Genomic DNA, 23,640 nt, shown 5'->3' with positions numbered 1-23,640 from the left:
TGCGGTGGTGGGTTTTTAAGTGGTGAGGTTTAAACACTGAGTTAGCATATTAGGCGTATTACCCTCGGCATAGCGTTCACCAATCGCCGGAGTAACAGGGCAGAAATCCCGGTTCAATTCACATTGTGGCGCTTGTCGCGGAGTTATAATTTTCGGATTAAGGAAGTTTTAATTAGCGGGAAAGACAATGAGCAGCAAAAGTGAACAAAGATGGCGACTGTTGAGTATTTTAATTCTGGCCGTTTTGGTCGTATTAATAATCGTTTTAATTAAACAAAGCTAAAAAAACCGGGCCACTTTTGTGGCCTTGCCGATTTATTTTCCCGCCAGTATCCGCATGGCGTCTTCCTCGTAGCTCAGACCCAGCAGCCACATGCCGAGCAACAATATGGCCAGGGAAAACAGCAATTTTTCGTTGAGCACGGTTTATCACCCCTGATTGAAATAATGCTCGGCGATGCTATCCCACCCGGCTGTTTTCCGCTAACCCGCTCCGCATAAACGACGCTCCCGTTGTTCAATGATTTAACTTATGCCCATGGTTGTCATTCCTGTGCTTCCATCATGCTGAGATGGTCGGGGCGAATAACGCCTGCTTCCATTGCCCGTTGGTGGCCGCGAATGGCCGTGGGGGCAAAGCCAAAACGTTTGCGAAAACGTTCTGCAAACCGCGAAGAACTTTCATAACCGACGTGCTGGGCGATGGCGGAGATTGGCCAATCTGTTGATTGCAGCAATGCCAGTGCGCTGCTCATACGTACGTCGATCATCAGATTACGCAACGACGTATTCTCTGCCGACAGTTTACGGCGCAGCATCACCTCACTCATCGACAAGGTGTCTGCCACCTCGGCCGCCGTCCAGATATTATGCGGATCGGTTGCCAGGCAACGGCGCACCCGCTGGGTTAAGTCTCTGGCCTCGTTATGCATGAAGCTGATATTGAACTGTTTCAACCACAAAAGAATCTCCAGCATTTTGTGGCGAATGATGACCGCAGGGAAACGATGTTTAAGGGCCAGCGCCAGACTGGTGGTTTCAAAACTGTGAATCAACGCGCAGGGCAGGTTGCACAACGCCAACACCGCGTCAAAAGCAGTTGGGGGCTGGGGTTCAACCTGGGCCGGTGGTGCGGCGAGCAGCAACGGATCGCAGGTCAACAACTGACAGCTGAACACCCCTTCCTCTGAGGGCTCATTAATAATATCTACGGTTTGCCCTCCGTCGATAATCAACAATTCCCCGGTCTGGGCCACGATTTCACGCTGTTGCCAACGCACGCGTTTGTGGCCTTGCTGTACCAAATACAGATGGGGTTGTTCAAAATAGACTGAAGGGAATAATAATTCAGTATGCTGAATGATATGCGCCGAGGCGCCAATTCCAGGACAAAAATTAATTGTACGTTCCATCGATATTCATTTCGCAGCCAGTATCTGAGAATATCTTTACGCTTTGATCGGCGTTGGAGCAACATTTTTCCATGCGTTGTGTAACACAACGACGTGTTTTATCTATCAAAAATCAATTTCCTGCTGAACAGAAAACGTCCGTGTCGGCGTAATATTTATCCGTCTCGTCGGGGCGTTGCATGCCGCGCCCGTGTAGGTCGGGGCGTATATATTGCGCCCTACCAGGCCGGGGTGAGAAATATTATAGGTGTATATAATTCAAATGCCATGGATTAATATCCTGACTTAACCGCAGAAGAATAGTGCATAGTGCTATTTATTCTTCTTTTTCCGTTATTGTTTTGAACTCATCTGATTTGCGGTTCTCCCAACAGCAGGGCGCGATCGTTAAACTGACCATAGGTGCTGTTAACCACGTTCTGACGCGTTGACTGGCCGATCAATTCTTTTAATTGGTCCATACGTTGTTGCAGCAGGCGTTTGAGCTCGGTTTCGTTGTCCAGGATCTGCTGCAGCTTATGGCGCAGCAACTCCTGTAATGCCATCGACGGGCCGGCCTGCCCGGTAAAGGCGGCCGTGCTTTCCACCGCAGTGACGTAGGCCAATTCCAGTTCGACCAGGTCCTCCCATCGTTCGGTTTGCGCCAGGGCGATCATTTGGCTGCTCAGGGTATGTATTTTTTGATACGCGGCTAGCAATTGCTGTTGACGTTCCATTATACGGCGTCCTGAGAAGGGTGATAATTGGGGCCGATTTGGCGCCAGGCGTCGGCAATATTTTCCAGCAGTTTGACCACTTCAGTGATCGCCGCCTCGTCGTTATGCAGGTTGGCCTGCATCAGGCGCCGCTTCATATAGTCATACAGCGCCGCCAGATTATCGGCCATTTCGCCGCCCTGCTGGTGGTCGAGACCGCTTTTAAGGCCGTTATCGATGATATTGATGGCCTTTGACAATGCCAGCCCTTTGCCGGCGATATCACCCTGGTTCATCAGTATCCGTGCGCGTAACAGGGCGCTAAGCGCCCCGTCGAAAAGCATCACGATTAACTGATGCGGGCTGGCGCTCATTACGCCGCTTTCCAGACTGACCTGGGCGTAGGCTTGAGTTCCGCTTCGGTTATACATGTGATTTATTACCTGGTTAAAAAGTGGTTATTTAAATTGTTGGCTCAAATAGTTACTGGTGCCATTCATTTTTGACATCATGGTATCCAGCTGTACGAATTGTTGTTTATAACGATCTATGGTGTTTTGAATGCTGGCGGTGACCGTAGTGATCTGGCTATTCAGACGGTCGAGGTTGGTATTGATGCTTTTGGTCGAGTTCTCGATGATGCCACCGGACTTGATGTAATTTTGGATCTCGTTGTGGATCTCGGTGGCCATGCCGGTATCTTTGCCGTTGCCGGCGAAGAAGTTGGTGACCTGGTCTGGTTTATCATCCAGAGCTTTTTTCAGCTTGGTGCTGTCGATTTCCAACTTACCGGTTTTGGTATTGGTTGAGATCCCCAGATTGCCCAGGCCTTTCAGTTCGGGGTTGTCCTGGGCTGCGCTGAGCGCGCTTTTAATAGATGACTGAATACCGCGCAGGGTGTTATCACCCAGCAGGGGGCCGTTGCTGGCATTCTGCGCCTCGCCGGTTTTGACCGGAGTATATTTGGTCAGCGAGTTAAAGGTATCCAGCAGCGAGTTATAGCCGTCGACCCACTCTTTAATCTTGTCGGTGGTACCCGCGGTATTGGTGCTGATTACCAGGTTTTGTTTTTCGTCTGGCTTGGTTTTTGTTTTCAGATCGATGGTCACGCCCTGCAAGGCGTCGCTGATCGAGTTGGTGCTGCGTTTGATCGCCGTGCCGTTAACCACCAATTTGGCATCTTGCGCAGGCACCGTCTCTTTCATCGAAGTGAGGCCGCGGGTGTAATCGTAGTTCAGGATGTCACCCAACTTGTCGTCATTATCGACTTTAATGGAGACCTTGTTGTTTTCACCGGTGGTGGAGGAGCTGATCGCCAACTGATAGTCGTTGTCGCCCACGCGCATGATGCTGGCGGTTACACCGGCTTTGGCGCTGTTGATGGCGTCGCGCATTTCCACCAGTGAGGTTTGATCGTCGCTGAGCGGGATCTTGGTCTCTTTGGGTGGGTTGCCTGCGGTAATCGTCAGAGAACGATCGGTAGCGCCCTCAGTGCCTAATTTAGCGCCTTGATCGTTGATTGGGGTCTGCGTGGTCAGGGTTTGCGCCTGAGCCAGTTGGCTCACTTCCACCACATAGTTGCCCGGCACTGCCTTGGCGTTGGTGGTGATTTTGAAGGCGTCGTGTTCGGTGGCTGTGGTGGCTTTGAAGAAGTCCTCTTTCGCCATCTCCTTGCTCAAGTTATCGAACTTTTCCAGCGAGCTTTTCAGCGTACCGTAGGCGGTGATTTGAGAGTTGTAGCTCGACTGTTTGCTAGTGTAAGGGGTGAGGCGCTGCTGCTCTGCCTTGGTCAGTTTATCCAGTAAACCGTTGAGGTCGAGTCCTGAGCCGAGACCTAATGAACTGATCGATGCCATGAGTAATTCTCCTTGATAATGACTTTATTCGCTTTACGCGTTATCGGCCCAGTGGAGAAAAAGTTTACCGAAAAAATAAAAAACCGATGGCGCAATAGAAGAGGGAAAAACAGCGTTATTTACCCTATTGCTGAATATGCAAAAAAAAATAAAAAATTTCTAAAGGTTGCAGGGGGGGGGCCGATACCTGATGGGACGGTGGTTGACGCCGTGGGTAAAGCAGCCCGAACCATTTAAACCCTGTTGCGAAGATCGCAATTGACTCGTAAGGAAAGCATACAATGGCACAAGTAATTAACACCAACAGCCTGTCGCTGATGGCGCAGAACAACCTGAACAAATCACAGTCTTCTCTGGGTGCTGCGATTGAGCGTCTGTCTTCTGGCCTGCGTATCAACAGCGCCAAGGATGATGCCGCGGGTCAGGCAATCTCTAACCGCTTCACTGCTAACATCAAAGGCCTGACTCAGGCTTCCCGTAACGCTAACGACGGTATTTCTCTGGCGCAGACCACTGAAGGTGCACTGAACGAAGTCAACGACAACTTGCAGAACATTCGTCGTCTGACTGTACAGGCACAAACCGGTTCTAACTCCAGCAGCGACCTGAAATCTATCCAGGACGAAATCACTCAGCGTATGTCTGAAATCAACCGCATCTCTGAGCAGACTGATTTCAATGGCGTGAAAGTACTGAGCAGCGATCAGAAACTGACCATCCAGGTTGGCGCTAACGACGGTGAAACCATCGATATCGACCTGAAAAAGATCGATTCCAAGCAACTGGGTCTGGAAACCTTCAACGTGACCGACAAAGGCACCAAAATTGGCGCTGAAGTTGCTGATGGCGCAACGCTGAAAGTTACCGCCGGCGGTGCTGATGTAGCTTATGACAAAGCAGGCTCTGCTCTGACAGCAGGTAAAACTGTCGTTGCCGGTAAAGACAAAGACGGCAAAGATGGTTTCTACGTGCAAACTGTTGCTGCTGACGGTACTAAATCCTATGCAGCGGCTACCGTTGCTGCCGATGGTAAAGTCACCGAAGGTGCAGCAGTTACCGACATCAAAAACCCACTGGCTACCCTGGACAAAGCACTGTCTCAGGTTGACGGTCTGCGTTCTTCTCTGGGTGCGGTACAGAACCGTTTCGATTCTGTTATCAACAACCTGAACAGCACTGTGAACAACCTGTCTGCTTCCCAGTCTCGTATTCAGGATGCTGACTACGCGACCGAAGTGTCCAACATGAGCCGTGCCAACATCCTGCAACAGGCTGGCACCTCTGTTCTGGCACAGGCTAACCAGTCTACTCAGAACGTGTTGTCCCTGCTGCGTTAATCGACTCTCCCCGATTAACCTGTCGCAAAGAACCCCGCCTCGGCGGGGTTTTTTTATGGTCGCTTGCCGCCGGGAGAGTGCATGGCGCAAATAAGGCCTGTTTTGTACGACTGTTCAGTCGATTGGCATTTTGCCCCCTACGGATAATAGCGCTGACTCTCTTATCCGCAGGTTTTAGACATAGTGAGCGATTTGTATACCGCCGAAGGCGTGATGGACAAAAATTCTCTCTGGCTACGCTACGTTCCGTTAGTGCGCCACGAGGCGTTGCGCCTGCAGGTCAGGCTGCCCGCCAGCGTGGAGCTCGACGATCTGCTGCAGGCCGGAGGAATCGGCCTGTTGAACGCCGTTGAGCGTTATGACGCCATGCAGGGCACGGCCTTTACTACCTACGCGGTGCAACGTATCCGTGGCGCGATGCTTGATGAACTGCGTAGCCGCGACTGGGTGCCGCGCAGTGTGCGCCGCCACGCGCGTGAAGTGGCGCAGGTCATGCGGCAATTGGAACAGCAACTGGGCCGCCCGGCTAGCGAAGTGGAAGTTGCGCAGACGCTGAATCTGTCACTGGATGAGTACCGTCAAATTCTGTTGGACACCAATAACAGCCAACTTTTCTCCTACGACGAATGGCGGGAAGAGCATGGCGAAAGCGCGGAACCGCTGCTGGAAGGGCACGAAGAGGCCAATCCGTTACATCATCTGCTGGAGGGCAATCTGCGCCAACGGGTGATCGACGCCATCGAGGCGTTGCCGGAACGCGAGAAAATGGTGCTGACGCTGTATTACCAGGAAGAGTTGAACCTGAAGGAGATCGGTGCCGTGCTGGACGTGGGGGAGTCGCGTGTCAGCCAACTGCACAGTCAGGCGATCAAACGCCTGCGCGCCCGTTTGGCGAGCGAAAACTGACATGTATTCAACTCTGAACCTTCAACCTTGCCACCCTTGCGAAAACCGGACTGCCCAATGCCAGGAATATTGTTGAAAAAGCGGCCGCTGAGCCGTTATTTAAAAGATTACAAACACAGCCAGACTCATTGCTCCCAGTGCGGCAAGTTGTTGGATCGCATGGCGTTGGTGTTTCGTGGCAAGATCATCAATAAAGACGCCATCGCGCGTATGGATCAGCCGATTGACGATCATGTCTGGCTGAACGTGCAGAATGAGCTGACCGCGCTGTGCCGTTTCTGCAGTGAAATTTCCTGCAACAGCCATCCGAGCTATTTCGACATTATGGCCTTCAAGCAGTATCTGTTTGAACAGACCGAAATGAGCCACAGCACCATTCGCGAGTACGTGGTGCGCCTGCGCCGACTGGACGAAATGCTGGTGGAGCGCAACTACCCGGCCGACAAGTTTGCCAGCAACGCCAGCCATCAACGCATTATTGAAGACCTGCCTTCTGCGGCGCACAACAATTACCGCATTGCCCTGCGTAAATACGACCAATATCTCGCCTGGCAAAGAAGCTACTGACCTTGCCTCCCCGGCAGGCCTGCCGGGGTTTCCACCGCTCTCCCATTACTAATAAAGAGTGATTATTAGGTTCACATCTGCTAAATCTATCCTTTAGCTATTGATACCTGATTCCCTGGGGGAAGTTGTGAATCTGCAACAAAAATTGGCGCAGTTCCCGCGTCTCGATTTAGTCGGTTCTGCCACACCGCTCGAAAAGCTGTCTCGCCTCTCAGACTACCTTGGCCGTGAAATTTACATCAAACGTGACGACGTCACGCCGATGGCGATGGGCGGTAACAAACTGAGAAAGTTGGAGTTTTTGGCCGCCGATGCGCTGCGTCAGGGAGCCGATACTTTGGTTACCGCTGGTGCTATCCAATCCAACCATGTACGCCAAACGGCGGCGGTGGCGGCCAAGCTGGGTCTGCACTGCGTGGCGTTGCTGGAAAATCCGATCGACACCCAGGAAGAAAATTACCTGACCAACGGCAACCGTCTGCTGCTCGGGCTGTTCAACGCGCAGGTGGAAATGTGCGAAGCGCTGCACGATCCGCAGCAGCAGTTGGCCGATCTGGCTACGCGCCTCGAAGCACAAGGTTTCCGACCTTATGTAGTGCCGGTTGGTGGCTCTAATGCGTTGGGTGCGTTGGGTTACATACAGTGTGCGCTGGAAATTGCCGAGCAGAGTCGACGCAGCAATGTCGCTTTCAGCTCGGTAGTGGTGGCGTCTGGCAGTGCCGGTACCCATGCCGGGTTGGCGGTCGGTCTGCAGCAACTGTTGCCTGAGACTGAACTTGTCGGTGTGACCGTTTCACGTAAAGTTATCGATCAATTGCCCAAGGTGGAACTGATCCAAAAAGCGCTGGCCAGCAGTTTGGCCATCGATGAACTGGCGCCCATCACACTGTGGGATGATTACTTTGCTCCGCAGTACGGCATGCCCAATGAAGAAGGGCTGGCGGCGATACAGTTGCTGGCACAGCAGGAAGGGGTGTTACTGGATCCGGTGTATAGCGGCAAGGCAATGGCTGGTCTGATAGACGGCGTAGCTCAGCAGCGTTTCCGCGATGACGGCCCGATTCTGTTCATCCACACCGGCGGGGCACCGGCGTTATTTGCCTACCATCCACAGGTGTGAGTGCGCTTGGTTATTCCATTTTGAACTATATTTATAATGTTATATTCCTATGTTCAGATGTTGTGGCTGTTAAAGTGCTGATATCAAAAAAGATAAACAACAGATGGGGTGTTTATGATGTTTTCTAAAGTTCGTCGTCAATTGCTGCTGGGTGTGATGGGCGTGGCGCTGACCGCCGGTTTGAGCACGCAAACCTATGCCGCCGATAACCTGCTTGAGCAGGTGAAGCATCACGGGACCCTGGTCGTAGGGCTGGAAGGGACTTACCCGCCGTTCAGTTTCCAGGGGGAAGACGGCAAACTGACCGGCTTCGAAGTGGATTTCGCCAATGCATTGGCGCAGCATCTTGGCGTAAAAGCCAAGCTGAACCCGACCAAGTGGGACGGCATGCTGGCCTCGCTGGATTCAAAACGTATCGACGTGGTGATCAACCAGGTGACCATTTCGCCAGAGCGCCAGAAGAAATATGATTTCTCCACGCCTTATACCGTCTCCGGTATTCAGGCGCTGGTGAAGAAGGGCAATGAAGGCACCATCACCAAGCCGGACGATCTGAAGGGCAAGAAGGTCGGCGTTGGCCTGGGCACCAACTACGAACAGTGGCTGCGTGACAATGTGCAGGGCGTGGACGTGCGCACCTATGATGATGACCCGACCAAATACCAGGATCTGCGCGTAGGCCGTATCAATGCCATTCTGGTTGACCGTCTGGCGGCTCTGGATCTGGTGAAGAAAACCGGCGATACGCTGGCGGTAGCCGGCCCGGCGTTCTCTCGTCAGGAGTCTGGCGTTGCGGTACGTAAAAACAACCCGGAACTGCTGGCCGCGATTAACCAGGCGATTGCCGAAATGCAAAAAGACGGCACGCTGGCGAAGATCTCTGACAAATGGTTTGGCGCGGACGTAACTAAATAATGCACGAAAGTATTCAACTGGCGCTGGATTCAGCGCCATTTTTATTGAGGGGCGCGATACTCACTCTCCAGCTCAGTCTGGGGGGCATGGCGCTCGGTTTACTGCTCGGTTTTCTGCTGGCGCTGATGCGCCTTTCGCCGTTATGGCCGCTGTCCTGGCTGTCGCGTTTCTACGTGTCGCTGTTCCGTGGTACGCCGCTGATTGCCCAGCTGTTCATGATTTACTACGGTCTGCCGCAGTTCGGCATCGAGTTTGATCCCTTCCCGGCGGCGCTGATTGGCCTGTCGCTCAACACCGCGGCTTATACCTCCGAAACCCTGCGGGCGGCGATTTCGTCGATCGAAAAAGGGCAGTGGGAAGCCGCGGCCAGCATCGGTATGACCCGTTGGCAGACGCTGCGCCGGGTGATCTTGCCACAGGCGGCACGTACCGCATTGCCTCCGCTGGGTAACAGCTTTATCGGTCTGGTGAAAGACACCTCGCTGGCGGCGACCATTCAGGTACCGGAACTGTTCCGTCAGGCGCAGTTGATTACCTCGCGCACGCTGGAAGTGTTCACCATGTATCTGGCGGCCTCGCTGATTTACTGGGTGATGGCGACGCTGCTTTCTGCGCTGCAAAATCGTCTGGAAGCCCACGTCAACCGTCAGGATCAGGAGTAACCATGAGTGCCATCGAAGTAAAACAGCTGATCAAGCAGTTCAAAGGTCAAACGGTGCTGCATGGGATTGATCTGGAAGTCGGCGCGGGTGAAGTGGTGGCGATTATCGGGCCCAGCGGCTCGGGTAAAACCACCTTGTTGCGCTGTATCAACCTGCTGGAAGTCCCGGATTCCGGCACCATTCGCGTCGGCGATATTCAGATCGACAGTTCCAAATCGCTGAGCAAACAGAAAAATCTGGTGCGGGCGTTACGCCAGCAAGTCGGGTTTGTGTTCCAGAGCTTCAATCTGTTCCCACACCGTTCGGTGCTGGAGAACATTATTGAAGGCCCGGTTATCGTTAAAGGCGAGTCAAAAGCCAGTGCCGAACAGCGCGCACGGGCATTGTTGGCGAAAGTAGGGTTGAACGGCAAAGAGTCCGCCTATCCGCGTCGTCTTTCCGGCGGCCAACAGCAACGGGTGGCGATTGCCCGCGCGCTGGCGATGCAACCGGAAGTGATCCTGTTTGATGAACCCACTTCTGCGCTGGATCCGGAGCTGGTGGGCGAGGTGCTCAATACCATCCGGTCGCTGGCGGAAGAAAAGCGCACTATGGTGATCGTGACGCATGAAATGAGCTTTGCCCGTGATGTGGCCGACCGCGCCATCTTTATGGACCACGGCCGTATCGTCGAACAGGGCCCGGCGAAAGAGCTGTTCGCTAATCCGCAACACCAGCGCACCCAGCAATTCCTCGATAAATTCCTGAATCAGTCTTAACCGCAGGGGGCCTGGCCCCCTGATCCGGCGACTAAATGGCTTTTAATAACTCATTGCGTGCAGCCGTGGCGAGAAACGCACTGCGGCTACCGTAAGCCGGATGTTGTTGCACCAGAGAATCAATGCGATTCAACAGGCGGTGCGGCAGGGTGATATTAATGCGTTCAGCCCGGCCATCAAATTTATCCATATTGATATCAACCAGCAGCCATTGTCCACCGACCAGGGTGTCACTTTCCTGCGCCAGATGAAAGGCAACGGATTGCGGGCGAGGTATCGGTTGGTTGTCTTCGCTTAAACATTCAAAATGCGCGTCTAGCGCTTTTTTTGCATCTTCGAAAGTTTTATCCAGGGTGTCACCGGCAAAGTAGCAGCCCGGTACGTCGGGAAAGAAGCCGCTGGCGCTGCCATCTGGATCTGAGTGGATATAAGAGGGGTAGAACATAGTTTCTCCTGCTAACGCTTGGCACGAGTCAAAACAACCCTGCATCTTTCATTATTTGGCGCAGAGTTCCCGGTTTGAGATCCTTGCGGGGATGCGGAACGGTGATCACCATCGGAAAGTTCGGGTGTTTAAACTGATGATGGCTTCCCTTTATCCGTTCTAAAACCCAGCCGCTATTTTCCAACCGCTTGATCAGCTCTGAACTTTTCACGCGTTCATTATCCTTAATGTACACACCATACACACTTGATGGCAACGGGATTAGTACGCTAACGTGCAAATTTCAGGCAGACAATAAAAAACCCTGCACAAGTGCAGGGTTTGCGTGAAGCCTCGCATACCGGGTTACCTTCTTCAGTAACCCGCTGTCAGAGGTTAACCAATGGTCATCAGGCTGGCGTTACCGCCGGCGGCGGCGGTGTTGACGCTCAGTGAGCGTTCGATCAGCAGACGTTCCAACAGGATATTGGTCTCGCCGTGGGCAAAGCCCTGCACCGAGACGATCGCGCCGCTGCGCTGGGCGATTTGCTCGCACAGGGTACGCAACTGATCGGCGTCGCCGTGGTAAATGGCGGCGTCAAACTCCACCTTGTCCTGCTGCCAGTCCTTGCTGAAACTGATGCTGGCCTGAACCGCAGCCGGCAGGCGGCGATACAGGGCGCGTTGCAGCTCGGCTTCCGGCCACAGCACGCTGCTGCCCACGGCCAGTACCGCAGCCAACTGAGTCAGGGCATCGGCTTCGTTATCGGCCAGGCAGAGTACCCGCTCACGCGGCAACAGGGCGTAGGTATTGCGCTCGCCGGTCGGGCCTGGCAGAGGGCGCAGGGTGCCGCCCTGACCCAGTTCGGCGTAGCGTTGTGCCAGCGTCACCAACTCGGATTGTTTTTCGGCAACGGCCCATTGCTCCAGCGCCTGATGGGCTTTGAGCAGTTGTGGCCGTGCGGTAGCCTCCAGCGGGCGTTCTTCGTCCTGACGGCTCAGGGTACGTAGCACCGCATCATCCGGACGGTTGGCCAGCAAGCGGTACAGATACAGTGGGCCACCGGCTTTCGGACCGGTGCCGGACAGGCCTTCGCCACCAAACGGCTGCACGCCGACCACGGCACCAACCATGTTGCGGTTAACGTACAGATTACCGACCTTGGCGCGTTCGGTGACACGGGCGATGGTCTCGTCGATACGGGTGTGGATACCCAGCGTCAGACCATAACCGGCGGCGTTGATCTGATCGACCAGCGATTCCATATTGGAGCGTTGGAAGCGCACCACGTGCAGTACCGGGCCGAAGATCTCTTTTTGCAGCTCGTCGAAGCTGTCCAGTTCGATCAACGTTGGCTTGATAAAGGTCCCGCGTGACCACTCTTTCTCATCTTGCGCATTGCCTTTCGCCGCCTGATAGACCTTGCGGCCCTTGGCGCGCATCGCCTGAATATGGCGTTCGATACCAGTTTTGGCCTCGGCGTCGATCACCGGGCCAATGTCGGTAGACAGGCGCTCCGGGTTACCCATGCGGCACTCGGCCATCGCGCCGCGCAGCATTTGCAGCGTATGCTCCGCCACGTCTTCCTGAATGCACAGGATACGCAGGGCAGAACAGCGCTGGCCGGCACTGTCGAAGGCGGAGGCGACCACGTCCGTCACCACCTGTTCGGTCAGGGCGGAAGAGTCGACGATCATGGCGTTCAGACCACCGGTTTCGGCGATCAGCGGCGTTGGGCGACCTTGCGGATCCAGACGACCGGCGATATTGCGTTGCAGAATACCGGCAACGTCGGTAGAGCCGGTAAACATCACGCCACGCACGCGGGCATCATTGACCAGCACTGAGCCGACGCTTTCACCCTGGCCTGGCAGCAGTTGCAGCACGCCTTGTGGAATGCCGGCTTCCAGCAGAATACGTACCGCCTGCGCGGCGATCAGCGGGGTTTGCTCAGCCGGTTTGGCCAGCACGCTATTGCCTGCTGCCAGCGCAGCGGCAATCTGGCCGGTGAAGATCGCCAGCGGGAAGTTCCACGGGCTGATACAAACTACCGGGCCCAGTGGACGATGGCTGTCATTGGCGAAGTCATCGCGTACCTGACCGGCGTAGTAATGCAGGAAATCGACCGCTTCACGCACTTCGGCAATGGCGTTGTTAAAGGTTTTACCCGCTTCGCGTACCAGAATACCCAGCAGGCTTTGCAACTGGCCTTCCATCAGTTCAGCGGCGCGTTCAAGAATGGCGGCGCGTTCGGACGGCGGGGTAGCGAACCAGATTGGGCCGGCAGCGGCAGCGGCGTCGAGTGCCCGGCTGACTTCCCCTTCGGTGGCTTCACGCACGTAACCGACGATATCGCCCGGTTCGGCAGGGTTAATCACCGGTTGTTCCACGCCCTGATCCAGCTCGGCATCGATAATCGGTTCTGCGCGCCATGGCTGTGTGGCACTGGTCAGTAATGCGCTGGACAGTGATGCCAAACGCTGTTCGTTGGACAGGTCCAGGCCGCTGGAGTTGGTACGTTTCTCGCCATACAGCTCGCGCGGCAGCGGGATACGTGGGTGCGGCAGGCCAATTTGCCCTTCGCTGGCGGCCATGGCTTCAACGGCGCCGACCGGATCGGCCACCAGTTCGTCGAGCGGCAGGGTAGCGTCGGCGATACGGTTAACGAATGAGGTGTTGGCCCCGTTTTCCAGCAGGCGGCGCACCAGGTACGCCAGCAGCGTTTCATGGGTACCGACCGGAGCATAGATGCGGCAAGGGCGGTTTAGCTTACCTTCGGCTACTTTACCTACTACCTGCTCATACAGCGGTTCACCCATGCCGTGCAGGCACTGGAACTCATACTGACCTGGGTAGTAGTTGTTGCCCGCCATATGGTAAATCGCGCTCAGGGTGTGGGCGTTATGGGTAGCAAACTGCGGATAAATCAGGTTTGGCACCGCCAGCAGTTTGCGGGCGCAGGCCAGGTAGGAAACGTCGGTGTAAACCTTGCGGGTGTAGACCGGATAGCCTTCCAGCCCGTCCATTTGGGCGCGTTTGATCTCGCTGTCCCAGTAGGCCCCCTTCACCAGACGGATCATCAGGCGACGACGGCTGCGTTGCGCCATGTCGATCACGGCGTCGATGGCGAACGGACAGCGCTTTTGATAAGCCTGGATCACGAAGCCGATACCGTTCCAGCCGGCCAACTGTGGTTCAAAGCACAGCTTCTCCAGCAGGTCGAGTGAGATCTCCAGGCGGTCGGCTTCTTCGGCGTCGATATTGATGCCGATATCATATTGGCGCGCTTGCAGGGTCAATGACAGCAGGCGAGGGTAAAGCTCTTCCATCACGCGTTCGTACTGCGCGCGGCTGTAGCGCGGGTGCAGGGCGGAAAGCTTGATCGAAATGCCCGGCCCTTCATAGATCCCACGGCCATTAGAGGCCTTGCCGATGGCGTGAATCGCCTGCTGGTAGGACACCAGGTAGGCCTGAGCATCGGCTTCGGTCAGGGCGGCTTCACCCAGCATGTCGTAGGAGTAGCGGAAGCCTTTGTCTTCCAGCTTGCGGGCATTGGCCAGCGCTTCGGCGATGGTTTCGCCGGTCACGAACTGTTCGCCCATCAGGCGCATCGCCATGTCCACGCCTTTACGGATCAGCGGCTCACCGCTCTTGCCGATAATACGGTTCAGTGAACGCGACAGATTGGCTTCGTTATGGGTCGCGACCAGTTTGCCGGTGAACAGTAGACCCCAGGTGGCAGCATTTACGAACAGCGACGGGCTGCGGCCAAGGTGAGAATGCCAGTTGCCGTTGCTGATTTTGTCGCGGATCAGCGCGTCACGGGTTGGTTTGTCTGGAATACGCAGCAGGGCTTCCGCCAGGCACATCAGTGCCACGCCTTCCTGTGAGGAAAGTGAGAACTCCTGCAGCAGGCCTTGCACCATACCGGCGCGGCCGTTTGCACTCTTTTGGTTACGCAGCTTCTCGGCAATATCGTAAGCCATCTTATGGGTGGCTTTGGCGAGATCGGCAGGTAAACGCGCCTGTTCGAGCAACATCGGCACCGCTTCGGTCTCAGGACGGCGATAGGCGGCGGTGATCGCCGCGCGGTTTACCGACTGCGGCAGAATTTGTTCAGCAAATTCAAGGAATGGCTGGTGGGACTCTTCCTGCAGTTGCGGCATAATGTCGTCCGCTTCGGCCTGGCCGGCAGCGGCAATGGCAGGGATTTCAGGAATGTCGGAACCGTTCTCGAGACGCTCGAGATAATTAAAAATGGCCTGTTTGATCAGCCAGTGCGGGGTGCGATCGATACGCTGTGCTGCGCTTTTGATGCGATCGCGAGTTGCCTCGTCGAGCTTTACGCCCATGGTGGTAGTGCCCATGCCAATCCAACTCCTGTGTTTAAGAACCTATATACAAACGGCGGGCCAGATAGGCTGCTGGGATAGGTTCGTGCGTTGTGTGCTGTGATGAATGCAGACAATATCCAGCATGTTGCAACTTTGTGCAACCGTGTTAAATCAGGCGGATGAACGAAGTGTGAGTTCCATCGATTTTTTAACATCAACAACCGGCATGGTTCTTGCGTAACCCTTGGCGCGATGCTGCTGGGGGAAGGGACTTGAGTGTGTTGTCCCCAGTGATATCAGGGATAACATCAGATTTGTATTAGGTGCAACTCCATTTGGCGGTGTCGGGTGTAACCCTGAGAGCGGTTAAATGTGACGCAGGGTAAACTTTGTGTAACTTTGTTGTTAAATATCTTGTTGGATAATGAATGGGTCATCTAGGATAGCCGGCAGTCAGACAATTGCGGGCGGAAACTATTTTCACCTGCGGGGGCCCGCAATTTCGCCACGTTCCGGCGGATTGGCAAGCAGTAACTATCGCAATACAGCGCGAAATAATAATGAGAGTGGAGAATTTCATGATAATGAGCACACCGATGCTGGTGACCTTCCTGGTGTATATCTTCGGGATGGTGTTAATCGGCTTACTTGCCTATCGGGCAACCAATAACTTTGACGACTACATTCTGGGCGGTCGTAGCCTGGGTAGCGTAGTGACCGCGCTTTCTGCCGGCGCATCAGACATGAGCGGCTGGTTGTTGATGGGCCTGCCGGGCGCCATCTTCCTGTCCGGCATCTCCGAAAGCTGGATTGCCATTGGCCTGACAATCGGCGCTTATTTCAACTGGAAACTGGTGGCGGGGCGGCTGCGTGTTCATACCGAAGCCAACAATAATGCTCTGACGCTGCCGGATTACTTCACCAGCCGTTTCGAAGACAACAGCAAGCTGCTGCGGGTGATTTCCGCCATTGTTATCCTGGTGTTCTTCACTATCTACTGTGCTTCCGGCATCGTGGCCGGTGCGCGTCTGTTCGAAAGCACCTTCGGGATGAGCTACGAAACTGCGCTGTGGGCCGGTGCTGCGGCCACTATCCTTTATACCTTTATCGGCGGGTTCCTGGCGGTAAGCTGGACCGATACCGTGCAGGCCAGCCTGATGATTTTCGCGCTGATCCTGACGCCGGTGTTTGTTATTTTCGCGGTTGGCGGTATTGATACCTCGATGCTGGTGATTGAGGCCAAGAACCCGGCCAATATCGATATGCTCAAAGGCCTGAACTTTGTAGCGATCCTCTCACTGTTGGGTTGGGGCCTGGGTTACTTCGGTCAGCCACACATTCTGGCGCGCTTTATGGCGGCAGACTCTCACCGCACCATTCGCAGCGCACGCCGCATTAGCATGACCTGGATGATCCTGTGTCTGGCCGGTACCATTGCCGTCGGTTTCTTCGGTATTGCCTACTTCGCCAATAACCCGGATCAGGCGGGCAATGTATCGCAGAACGGTGAGCGCGTGTTTATCGAATTGGCGATGATCCTGTTCAACCCATGGGTAGCGGGCATTCTGCTGTCGGCCATTTTGGCAGCGGTAATGAGTACTCTGAGCTGCCAACTGTTGGTGTGTTCAAGCGCGATTACCGAAGACCTGTACAAAGCCTTCCTGCGTAAGGGTGCCAGCCAGCGTGAGCTGGTGTGGGTCGGGCGCTTCATGGTGTTGCTGGTGGCGCTGATTGCCATCGCGCTGGCGGCAAACCCGGAAAACCGCGTGCTGGGTCTGGTGAGCTACGCCTGGGCCGGTTTCGGTGCAGCCTTTGGTCCGGTGGTGTTGATCTCGGTAATGTGGTCACGCATGACACGTAACGGCGCGTTGGCCGGTATGTTGGTGGGTGCGGTAACGGTGATCGTCTGGAAACAGTTTGCCTGGTTGGATCTGTATGAAATTATCCCTGGCTTCCTGTTCGCTTGTATCGCCATCGTGGTGGTGAGCCTGATGGGGCGTCAGCCTTCGGCAACCATCACCGAACGTTTTGATCAGGCAGAAGCCGAGTTCAAAACCGTTTAATCCTCTCGAGTTAATCATCTCAAAGGGCGCTTAATGCGCCCTTTATAAAGTTGTTTATTAGTCCGAGATACTCGGGCCTAGCACACCGAGGGGCGCTCCGGCGGGCAAGCCGCTACGACCCCTTCGGCACGCTCTCCCTAATAATTGGCTTTGTCCGTAGTCTGGGGGCGCTTAATGCGTCCTTTGTCATTTTCTATTCCGCGGTTTTCTGTCATCTGCCTGAAACACCTGGCGACATTTGATTAGAAAAAATCACCCTTGCGGCTCTTGTATTTCTTCCAGCCAGAATGATAATCACTATCGTTGTGTTTTACTTTTCTTTACATTGGCGTTGCCGCCATTTCTGGCGTGCGGACGCTTCGCAGCAGATGCCTTTTTAGGGGTTATTAATTATGTTTGTTCCCTTCCTTATCATGTTCCGTGAGGGGCTGGAGGCGGCGTTGATCGTCAGCCTGATTGCCAGTTACCTGAAACGCACGCAGCGCGGTCAATGGCTAGGCGTGGTATGGATAGGGGTGATAGTTGCCGCTGCCCTGTGCCTGGCGCTCGGTATTTTCATCAATGAAACCACCGGCGAATTCCCGCAAAAGCAGCAAGAGCTGTTTGAAGGCATTGTTGCGGTGGTGGCGGTGCTGATCCTCACCTATATGGTGTTCTGGATGCGCAAAGTGTCCAAATCGGTCAAGGTGCATCTGGAAGGCGCTATCGATAACGCCCTTAACTCCGGTAAAGGCCAGGGCTGGGCGCTGGTGGCGATGGTGTTTTTTGCCGTGGCCCGCGAAGGGCTGGAGTCGGTGTTTTTCCTGCTGGCGGCCTTCCAGCAAGACGTTGGCATTGCGGCGCCTATCGGTGCGGTACTCGGCCTGGTGGCGGCCATCGTGCTGGGCATGGTTATCTACTGGGGCGGCGTAAAGTTGCACCTGGCCAAGTTCTTCAAGTGGACCAGCCTGTTTATCCTGTTCGTGGCCGCCGGTCTGGCTGCCGGGGCGATCCGCGCTTTCCATGAAGCCGGGCTGTGGAACCATTTCCAGGATATCGCCTTCGACTTCAGTAACCATCTGTCGACCCATTCGCTGTTTGGCACCCTGCTCGAAGGTATCTTCGGCTATCAGGAAGCGCCGACGGTGAGTGAAGTGGCGGTCTATTTCCTGTATCTGATCCCAACACTGATTTTCTTTTTCCTGCCTCAGCGTGCGGAACCGGCAGCAGTTTCGGCGCAACGTAAAATCAATCATTAATTTTAATAGGGAATCCGTATGTCTACTCCATTATTCCGCCGCAAGGCGTTGCACGCAGCATTACTGGCTTTGCCAGCATTCGCGCTAAGCATCAACGCTCAGGCGGCGGACGTGCCGCAGGTGAAGATCACCGTTAACGACAAGCAGTGTGAGCCGATGCAGTTGACGGTGCCGGCCGGTAAAACCCAGTTTGTGGTGCATAACACCAGCCAGAAAAACGTCGAATGGGAAATCCTCAAAGGGGTGATGGTGGTGGAAGAGCGCGAGAACATCGCGCCGGGCTTCACCCAGAAGATGACCGCCAATCTGGATGCGGGCGAATATGACATGACCTGCGGGCTGCTCAGTAATCCGAAGGGCAAGCTGACTGTGACCGCTGCCGCAGGTGCCGCCACCGACGGCAAACCGAATGCGATGGATTTGGTCGGGCCGATTGCCGAATACAAGGTTTACGTGACCAAAGAAGTGGAAGGTTTGGTCAAGCAGACCAAGCTGTTCACCGACGCTATCAAGGCCGGCAACGTGGAACAGGCGCGTAAACTCTATGCGCCGACACGCCAGCACTACGAGCGCATTGAACCGATCGCTGAACTGTTCTCCGACCTGGACGGCAGTATCGATGCCCGTGAAGACGATTACGAGAAGAAAGCGGAAGATCCGAAGTTCACCGGTTTCCACCGCCTGGAAAAAGCGCTGTTTGCCGATAACACCACCAAAGACATGAGCAAATACGCCGACCAACTGTACAACGACACTCTCGAGCTGCAAAAACGCGTCACCGATTTGACCTTCCCGCCAAGCAAAGTGGTGGGCGGGGCGGCCGGTCTGATCGAAGAAGTCGCGGCGAGCAAAATCAGCGGTGAAGAAGACCGTTACAGCCGTACCGACCTGTGGGACTTCCAGGCTAACGTCGACGGTGCGCAGAAAATCGTTAACCTGCTGCGCCCACTGTTGGTCAAGGCCAACAAACCGTTGCTGGACAAGATCGACGCCAACTTTAAAACCGTTGATACCATTTTGGCGAAGTACAAAACCAAAGAGGGTTATGAGTCTTACGAGAAGCTGACCGATGCCGATCGCAATGCCATGAAAGGGCCGATCACTACCCTGGCGGAAGACTTGTCACAACTGCGTGGCGTTCTGGGTCTGGATTGAGGCAAAGCATAATGAGTAACAAGATCGGCCTGGATAACGGGCCGCATCCACAGAGCGCGGCGTCACCGTCGCGCCGTCGTTTGTTGCAGGGGTTAGGACTGGGCGTGCTGGCGCTGGGCGGCAGCCGTCTGACCCAGGCGGCGGATAAAACCGCCGATCCGCTGGCAGTACCGCAGGACGAGCGTTGGCAGAAGCAGCCGTTCTATGGCGTGCATCAGGCCGGGATCCTCACGCCGCAGCAGGCCGCGATGATGCTGGTGGCGTTCGACGTGCTGGCGAGTAACAAGCAGGATTTGGAGCGTTTGTTCCGGCTGCTGACCACCCGTATTGCCTTCCTGACCACCGGTGGCAGGGCGCCGGTGGTGGATCCCAAGCTGCCACCGCTCGATTCGGGTATCATGGGGCCGGAGATTTATCCGGATAACCTGACGGTGACCGTGTCGGTCGGCAGCTCGCTGTTTGACGAACGTTTCGGGCTGCAGGCGCAAAAACCTCTACGGTTGCAGAAAATGACGCGCTTCCCTAACGACTCGCTGGATGCCAGCCTGTGCCACGGTGATTTGGTGCTGCAGATTTGCGCCAATACCAATGAAACGGTGATCCACGCGCTGCGCGATATTATCAAGCATTCGCCGGATCTGCTCAGCGTACGCTGGAAGCGGGAAGGGTTTATTTCTGCCCACGCCGCGCGTAGCAAAGGTAAAGAAACGCCGATCAACCTGCTGGGCTTTAAAGACGGCACCGCCAACCCGAAAACCAGCGACAAGCCCTTGATGGATCAGGTGGTGTGGACAGCTGACAACGCCGGGGAGCCGGCATGGGCGGTGGGGGGCAGCTACCAGGCCGCGCGTATTATCCGTTTCCATGTGGAGTTCTGGGACCGCACGCCGTTGCAGGAACAGCAAACCATCTTTGGCCGCGACAAGCACAGCGGTGCACCACTGGGCATGAAGCATGAGCACGACGAGCCGGACTACGCGCAAGATCCTGAAGGGAAAATGATCCCGATGGACGCGCATATTCGCCTGGCAAACCCGCGCACGCCGCAAACCCAGAGCAATTTAATGCTGCGCCGCGGCTACAGCTATTCACTTGGTGTGTCCAATTCTGGCCAGCTGGAGATGGGGCTGCTGTTTGTTTGTTATCAGGCCGATCTGGAGAAAGGCTTCCTGACGGTGCAAAAACGCCTGAATGGTGAAGCGCTGGAAGAGTATGTTAAACCGATCGGCGGCGGCTATTTCTTTGCGCTGCCGGGGGTAAAAGATGCCAATGATTACCTGGGCAGCGGCCTGTTGAAAGCCTAAGCCACTTCTAAAAAGGCGGGGGATCCCCGCCTGAATTTTCAGCCATCCACGACAAACCACAGCTAATTAAAATCAATAGTGACCTTGCGCAATTGCGGGGCCGGGCTTTAATTAGGCTAACTATTTTCATTTTTTGTTAAAAGCATTAACATGCTGGCCATAACGTTCCAAATGGTTCATACCCTTCGATCCCTTTAACGGCAATCCCCTGATGAAAAGTACTCATAAAAACCGGTTGGCAGTTTCAGCGCTGGTTATTCCAGCCCTACTGCCTGTTTCTGCCAGCTTTGCGCAGGACAAGGATAGCGAACAGACCATGGTGGTCACCGCCAAGCGCAGCGGTCTTTCTGAACTCTCAACCCCGGCTGCCGTCAGCGTGGTCACGGGCGATCAAATCCGTGAGGCACGGCCACAGATCAACCTGTCGGAAAGTCTGGGCAGCGTGCCCGGTTTACAAATTCAGAACCGCCAGAACTATGCGCAGGATTTACAGCTCTCGGTGCGGGGTTTCGGCGCGCGCTCAATGTATGGCGTACGCGGCGTGCGTATTTATGTCGATGGCATTCCAGCCACCATGCCGGATGGGCAGGGGCAGACCTCGAACATTGACCTTAACTCGGTCGAGAAGGTAGAAGTGCTGCGCGGCCCGTTTTCCGCGCTCTACGGGAATGCCTCCGGCGGCATGGTGAATGTGGAAACCGAAACCGGCCAACAGCCGCCCCGCCTTGAGGCCAGTTCGTACTTCGGTAGCTACGGCACCTGGCGCTATGGTGTCAAGGCCACCGGGGCGACCGGTGACGGTACCCACGCCGGTGATGTTAACTACACCATTTCCGGCACCCGTTTCACTACTCAGGGTTTTCGCGATCACAGTGGCGCGCAGAAAAATCTGGGTAATGCCAAGCTGGGCGTTCGCATCGACGATGTCAGCACCCTCACGCTGTTGTTTAACAGTGTTGATATCAACGCCAACGATCCGGGCGGTCTGACCTCCGCCGAGTGGCACGATAATCCGCGCCAGGCACCGCGAGCCGATCAATACAATACGCGCAAAACCACGTCACAAACTCAGGCCGGGTTGCATTATGAGCGCCAGATGGGCGTTGATGACGACCTGAGCATCATGATGTATGCCGGTGAGCGTGAAACCACCCAATACCAGTCGATCCCGGTCGCGGTACAACAGCGCAGTGCGCAGCATCCGGGCGGGGTGATTGACCTGACGCGCCATTATCAGGGGATTGATACCCGCTGGACGCACCGTGGCGAGCTGGGCGTGCCATACACCCTGACCGGCGGGCTGGATTATGAAACCATGACCGAGCAGCGTAAAGGGTATGAAAACTTTACCCAGGTCAACGGTGTCACCGAGCTGGGTACCGAGGGGGCGTTGCGCCGCAACGAACGCAACCTGATGTGGAATGTGGATCCTTACCTGCAAACCTCATGGCAGTTGACGCAACAGCTGACGCTGGATGTTGGCATGCGTTACAGCACCGTCAATTTCGACTCTAACGATCACTACGTTACCGGCGCCAATGGCGATGACAGCGGCAGCGCCAGTTACCATCAGTGGCTGCCTGCCGGTTCCCTCAACTATGCGGTGATGAGCGGCTGGAACCTGTATCTTTCCGCCGGACGCGGTTTTGAGACGCCGACCATTAACGAACTGTCTTACCGTTCAGGCGATCAGGCTGGGCTGAACTTCGGACTAAATCCCTCAACCAGCGACACGGTGGAGTTGGGCAGTAAAACCCGCATTGGCAATGGCCTGCTGACCGCCGCCGTTTTCCAGACTGACACCCGCAACGAAATCGTGGTGGATGAAAGCAGCAACGGCCGCACCAGCTACAAAAACGCCGGGCAGACCCGTAGGCGTGGCCTGGAGTTGGCGCTGGATCAGCAATTCGCTTATGACTGGCGGGTGCAGTTGGCCTGGACGCTGCTGGATGCTCGCTATCGCGATGATGTGTGCGGTGACAGCCAGTGTTCGGCGGCCAACATGGTGCCCAGCGGCAACCGCATGCCGGGCATTGCACGTAATATGGGCTATGCCTCGCTGGCCTGGTCACCGCCGGAAGGTTGGTATGCTGGCGCAGAGGTGCGCTATATGAGCGATATCGAGGTTAATGATGCCAACACGGAGCAGGCCCCGGCTTATACCACCGTCGGCTTGAATACTGGCTACCGTTATCCGCTGGGCAATTGGATGCTTAACGTTTTCGGTCGGGTAGATAATCTGTTTGACCGACAATATGTGGGTTCAGTGATCGTTAATGAAGGCAATGGCCGTTACTACGAACCGGCTCCGGGCAGAAACTGGGGCGGCGGATTGAGCGTCTCTTATACCTTCGAGTAACGGCAGGGATCGCCTGGCGGCGTAATCATTCAGCATCAGGGCGGGAGCTTTCCCGCCTTTTTTATTTATAATTTTCGTCGGATTGACGGCTTCTTGGTTGGCTAAAATTTAATCGGGAAACCAAAATGTCATCGACGCCATTTAATGGTAACCATTTGATATTATGAATATTAAAAATTTTATTGAATGACGTAATCGGCGTGATATAGTGTTATTGCGCTACGTGAAAACAAAAAAGATTAAATTTTTTTACATTTTAGTAACGCGGCAGGGTTGAATGTCATTATACTGTAATCATCTGGCGGTAGTTTTCACAAGGTGCACAGCTCGAAGCTGTAAATAACACTGCGGGGATCGCTAATGGTAAAGTCCTTGGTTGGGCTAGAAAGAACAAATAACAGACCTTCCCTGATTTCTCGTTGTAACGAGGACATTGCTTCCGACTCTCTTTTCCTGGCTACTCCGCACTCTCGTCATTCCAAATTCTTGTCACTTTTTACTCAGATTTTAATTACGCAATCGCGTTATCCCGTG

20 protein-coding genes are annotated in these 23,640 nt (G+C 54.9%); 13 read left to right on the top strand and 7 right to left on the bottom strand.

Going from position 1 to position 23,640, the window contains the following annotated elements; translation table 11 throughout:
* Positions 1-545 precede the first annotated feature (545 nt).
* The 4 genes from FCL49_RS10570 to fliD all read right to left on the bottom strand — a co-directional run bounded on the left by FCL49_RS10570 (position 546) and on the right by fliD (position 3,963).
* On the bottom strand, positions 546-1,412 hold the full coding sequence (locus FCL49_RS10570) for a helix-turn-helix transcriptional regulator (RefSeq protein ID WP_174353562.1): 867 nt from the start codon (positions 1,410-1,412) through the stop codon (positions 546-548).
* Positions 1,413-1,759: 347 nt separating this feature from the next.
* Complete coding sequence (gene fliT / locus FCL49_RS10565) at positions 1,760-2,128, bottom strand: flagella biosynthesis regulatory protein FliT (protein ID WP_174353561.1); 369 nt, start codon at positions 2,126-2,128, stop codon at positions 1,760-1,762.
* Positions 2,128-2,538, bottom strand: coding sequence for a flagellar export chaperone FliS (fliS, locus tag FCL49_RS10560; protein WP_012145664.1), 411 nt, complete (start codon positions 2,536-2,538; stop codon positions 2,128-2,130). Before fliS ends, fliT begins: the two co-directional genes overlap by 1 nt.
* A 27-nt stretch (positions 2,539-2,565) precedes the next feature.
* Entirely contained in the window at positions 2,566-3,963 is a 1,398-nt protein-coding gene (gene fliD, locus FCL49_RS10555; RefSeq protein WP_174353560.1) for a flagellar filament capping protein FliD, read from the bottom strand.
* 12 nt (positions 3,964-3,975) lie between these two features.
* Here fliD and FCL49_RS10550 point away from each other — a divergent pair, with 12 nt between their 5' ends.
* The 8 genes from FCL49_RS10550 (at position 3,976) to tcyN (ending at position 10,228) form a co-directional block, all read left to right on the top strand.
* Positions 3,976-4,200, top strand: coding sequence for a histidine kinase (locus FCL49_RS10550; protein ID WP_217434395.1), 225 nt, complete (start codon positions 3,976-3,978; stop codon positions 4,198-4,200).
* Positions 4,201-4,244: 44 nt separating this feature from the next.
* Positions 4,245-5,300 carry a flagellin gene (locus tag FCL49_RS10545; RefSeq protein WP_174353559.1) on the top strand — a complete coding sequence of 352 codons (1,056 nt, stop codon included), beginning with the start codon at positions 4,245-4,247 and terminating at the stop codon, positions 5,298-5,300.
* Positions 5,301-5,483: 183 nt separating this feature from the next.
* On the top strand, positions 5,484-6,206 hold the full coding sequence (locus tag FCL49_RS10540) for an RNA polymerase sigma factor FliA (protein WP_012145661.1): 723 nt from the start codon (positions 5,484-5,486) through the stop codon (positions 6,204-6,206).
* Between the two features lie 57 nt (positions 6,207-6,263).
* Positions 6,264-6,773, top strand: a complete 510-nt coding sequence (gene fliZ / locus FCL49_RS10535; protein WP_135317007.1) for a flagella biosynthesis regulatory protein FliZ — start codon at positions 6,264-6,266, stop codon at positions 6,771-6,773.
* 127 nt (positions 6,774-6,900) lie between these two features.
* On the top strand, positions 6,901-7,893 hold the full coding sequence (locus tag FCL49_RS10530; protein ID WP_135317006.1) for a D-cysteine desulfhydrase: 993 nt from the start codon (positions 6,901-6,903) through the stop codon (positions 7,891-7,893).
* A gap of 114 nt (positions 7,894-8,007) precedes the next feature.
* Complete coding sequence (tcyJ, locus tag FCL49_RS10525; RefSeq protein ID WP_174353558.1) at positions 8,008-8,808, top strand: cystine ABC transporter substrate-binding protein; 801 nt, start codon at positions 8,008-8,010, stop codon at positions 8,806-8,808.
* Positions 8,808-9,470 (top strand): cystine ABC transporter permease, encoded by a 663-nt coding sequence (gene tcyL, locus FCL49_RS10520; RefSeq protein WP_037419074.1) that lies wholly within the window; start codon positions 8,808-8,810, stop codon positions 9,468-9,470. Before tcyJ ends, tcyL begins: the two co-directional genes overlap by 1 nt.
* A 2-nt stretch (positions 9,471-9,472) precedes the next feature.
* The gene (gene tcyN, locus FCL49_RS10515; RefSeq protein ID WP_174353557.1) at positions 9,473-10,228 is read left to right on the top strand and encodes an L-cystine ABC transporter ATP-binding protein TcyN; all 756 of its coding nucleotides are present in this window, start codon (positions 9,473-9,475) and stop codon (positions 10,226-10,228) included.
* A gap of 31 nt (positions 10,229-10,259) precedes the next feature.
* Here the strand turns inward: tcyN and FCL49_RS10510 are convergent, their stop codons facing one another.
* The 3 genes from FCL49_RS10510 to putA all read right to left on the bottom strand — a co-directional run bounded on the left by FCL49_RS10510 (position 10,260) and on the right by putA (position 15,020).
* Positions 10,260-10,673 (bottom strand): type II toxin-antitoxin system HicB family antitoxin, encoded by a 414-nt coding sequence (locus tag FCL49_RS10510; protein ID WP_174353556.1) that lies wholly within the window; start codon positions 10,671-10,673, stop codon positions 10,260-10,262.
* 28 nt (positions 10,674-10,701) lie between these two features.
* The gene (locus tag FCL49_RS10505) at positions 10,702-10,884 is read right to left on the bottom strand and encodes a type II toxin-antitoxin system HicA family toxin (RefSeq protein WP_174353555.1); all 183 of its coding nucleotides are present in this window, start codon (positions 10,882-10,884) and stop codon (positions 10,702-10,704) included.
* 164 nt (positions 10,885-11,048) lie between these two features.
* A complete protein-coding gene (gene putA, locus FCL49_RS10500; protein WP_174353554.1) occupies positions 11,049-15,020 on the bottom strand; it encodes a trifunctional transcriptional regulator/proline dehydrogenase/L-glutamate gamma-semialdehyde dehydrogenase in 3,972 nt (1,323 codons plus the stop codon).
* A gap of 545 nt (positions 15,021-15,565) precedes the next feature.
* Between putA and putP the strand changes: the two genes are divergently transcribed.
* The 5 genes from putP to pqqU all read left to right on the top strand — a co-directional run bounded on the left by putP (position 15,566) and on the right by pqqU (position 23,106).
* Positions 15,566-17,050, top strand: coding sequence for a sodium/proline symporter PutP (putP, locus tag FCL49_RS10495; RefSeq protein WP_174353553.1), 1,485 nt, complete (start codon positions 15,566-15,568; stop codon positions 17,048-17,050).
* A gap of 392 nt (positions 17,051-17,442) precedes the next feature.
* Positions 17,443-18,288 (top strand): iron uptake transporter permease EfeU, encoded by an 846-nt coding sequence (gene efeU / locus FCL49_RS10490; RefSeq protein WP_174353552.1) that lies wholly within the window; start codon positions 17,443-17,445, stop codon positions 18,286-18,288.
* An 18-nt stretch (positions 18,289-18,306) separates the two neighbouring features.
* Entirely contained in the window at positions 18,307-19,443 is a 1,137-nt protein-coding gene (gene efeO, locus FCL49_RS10485) for an iron uptake system protein EfeO (protein ID WP_135316999.1), read from the top strand.
* An 11-nt stretch (positions 19,444-19,454) separates the two neighbouring features.
* Positions 19,455-20,747 carry an iron uptake transporter deferrochelatase/peroxidase subunit gene (gene efeB / locus FCL49_RS10480; RefSeq protein ID WP_174353551.1) on the top strand — a complete coding sequence of 431 codons (1,293 nt, stop codon included), beginning with the start codon at positions 19,455-19,457 and terminating at the stop codon, positions 20,745-20,747.
* Positions 20,748-20,958: 211 nt separating this feature from the next.
* Positions 20,959-23,106 (top strand): TonB-dependent receptor PqqU, encoded by a 2,148-nt coding sequence (gene pqqU / locus FCL49_RS10475; protein WP_174353550.1) that lies wholly within the window; start codon positions 20,959-20,961, stop codon positions 23,104-23,106.
* Positions 23,107-23,640: the final 534 nt, after the last annotated feature.

Source organism: Serratia proteamaculans (assembly GCF_013337185.1).
GTDB lineage: Bacteria > Pseudomonadota > Gammaproteobacteria > Enterobacterales > Enterobacteriaceae > Serratia > Serratia proteamaculans_D.
The sequence above is the reverse complement of the archived record's forward strand: the minus strand, read 5'-3'. Positions and strand labels throughout refer to the sequence as shown.

Coding starts and splice junctions, on each gene's coding strand:
- efeU (WP_174353552.1), top strand. CDS start 17,443: ATGTTTGTTCCCTTCCTTATCATGTTCCGTGAGGGGCTGGAGGCGGCG.
- pqqU (WP_174353550.1), top strand. CDS start 20,959: ATGAAAAGTACTCATAAAAACCGGTTGGCAGTTTCAGCGCTGGTTATT.
- putP (WP_174353553.1), top strand. CDS start 15,566: ATGATAATGAGCACACCGATGCTGGTGACCTTCCTGGTGTATATCTTC.
- fliZ (WP_135317007.1), top strand. CDS start 6,264: ATGCCAGGAATATTGTTGAAAAAGCGGCCGCTGAGCCGTTATTTAAAA.
- fliD (WP_174353560.1), bottom strand. CDS start 3,963: ATGGCATCGATCAGTTCATTAGGTCTCGGCTCAGGACTCGACCTCAAC.
- efeO (WP_135316999.1), top strand. CDS start 18,307: ATGTCTACTCCATTATTCCGCCGCAAGGCGTTGCACGCAGCATTACTG.
- putA (WP_174353554.1), bottom strand. CDS start 15,020: ATGGGCACTACCACCATGGGCGTAAAGCTCGACGAGGCAACTCGCGAT.
- FCL49_RS10545 (WP_174353559.1), top strand. CDS start 4,245: ATGGCACAAGTAATTAACACCAACAGCCTGTCGCTGATGGCGCAGAAC.
- FCL49_RS10510 (WP_174353556.1), bottom strand. CDS start 10,673: ATGTTCTACCCCTCTTATATCCACTCAGATCCAGATGGCAGCGCCAGC.
- tcyL (WP_037419074.1), top strand. CDS start 8,808: ATGCACGAAAGTATTCAACTGGCGCTGGATTCAGCGCCATTTTTATTG.
- tcyN (WP_174353557.1), top strand. CDS start 9,473: ATGAGTGCCATCGAAGTAAAACAGCTGATCAAGCAGTTCAAAGGTCAA.
- fliT (WP_174353561.1), bottom strand. CDS start 2,128: ATGGAACGTCAACAGCAATTGCTAGCCGCGTATCAAAAAATACATACC.
- tcyJ (WP_174353558.1), top strand. CDS start 8,008: ATGATGTTTTCTAAAGTTCGTCGTCAATTGCTGCTGGGTGTGATGGGC.
- efeB (WP_174353551.1), top strand. CDS start 19,455: ATGAGTAACAAGATCGGCCTGGATAACGGGCCGCATCCACAGAGCGCG.
- FCL49_RS10570 (WP_174353562.1), bottom strand. CDS start 1,412: ATGGAACGTACAATTAATTTTTGTCCTGGAATTGGCGCCTCGGCGCAT.
- fliS (WP_012145664.1), bottom strand. CDS start 2,538: ATGTATAACCGAAGCGGAACTCAAGCCTACGCCCAGGTCAGTCTGGAA.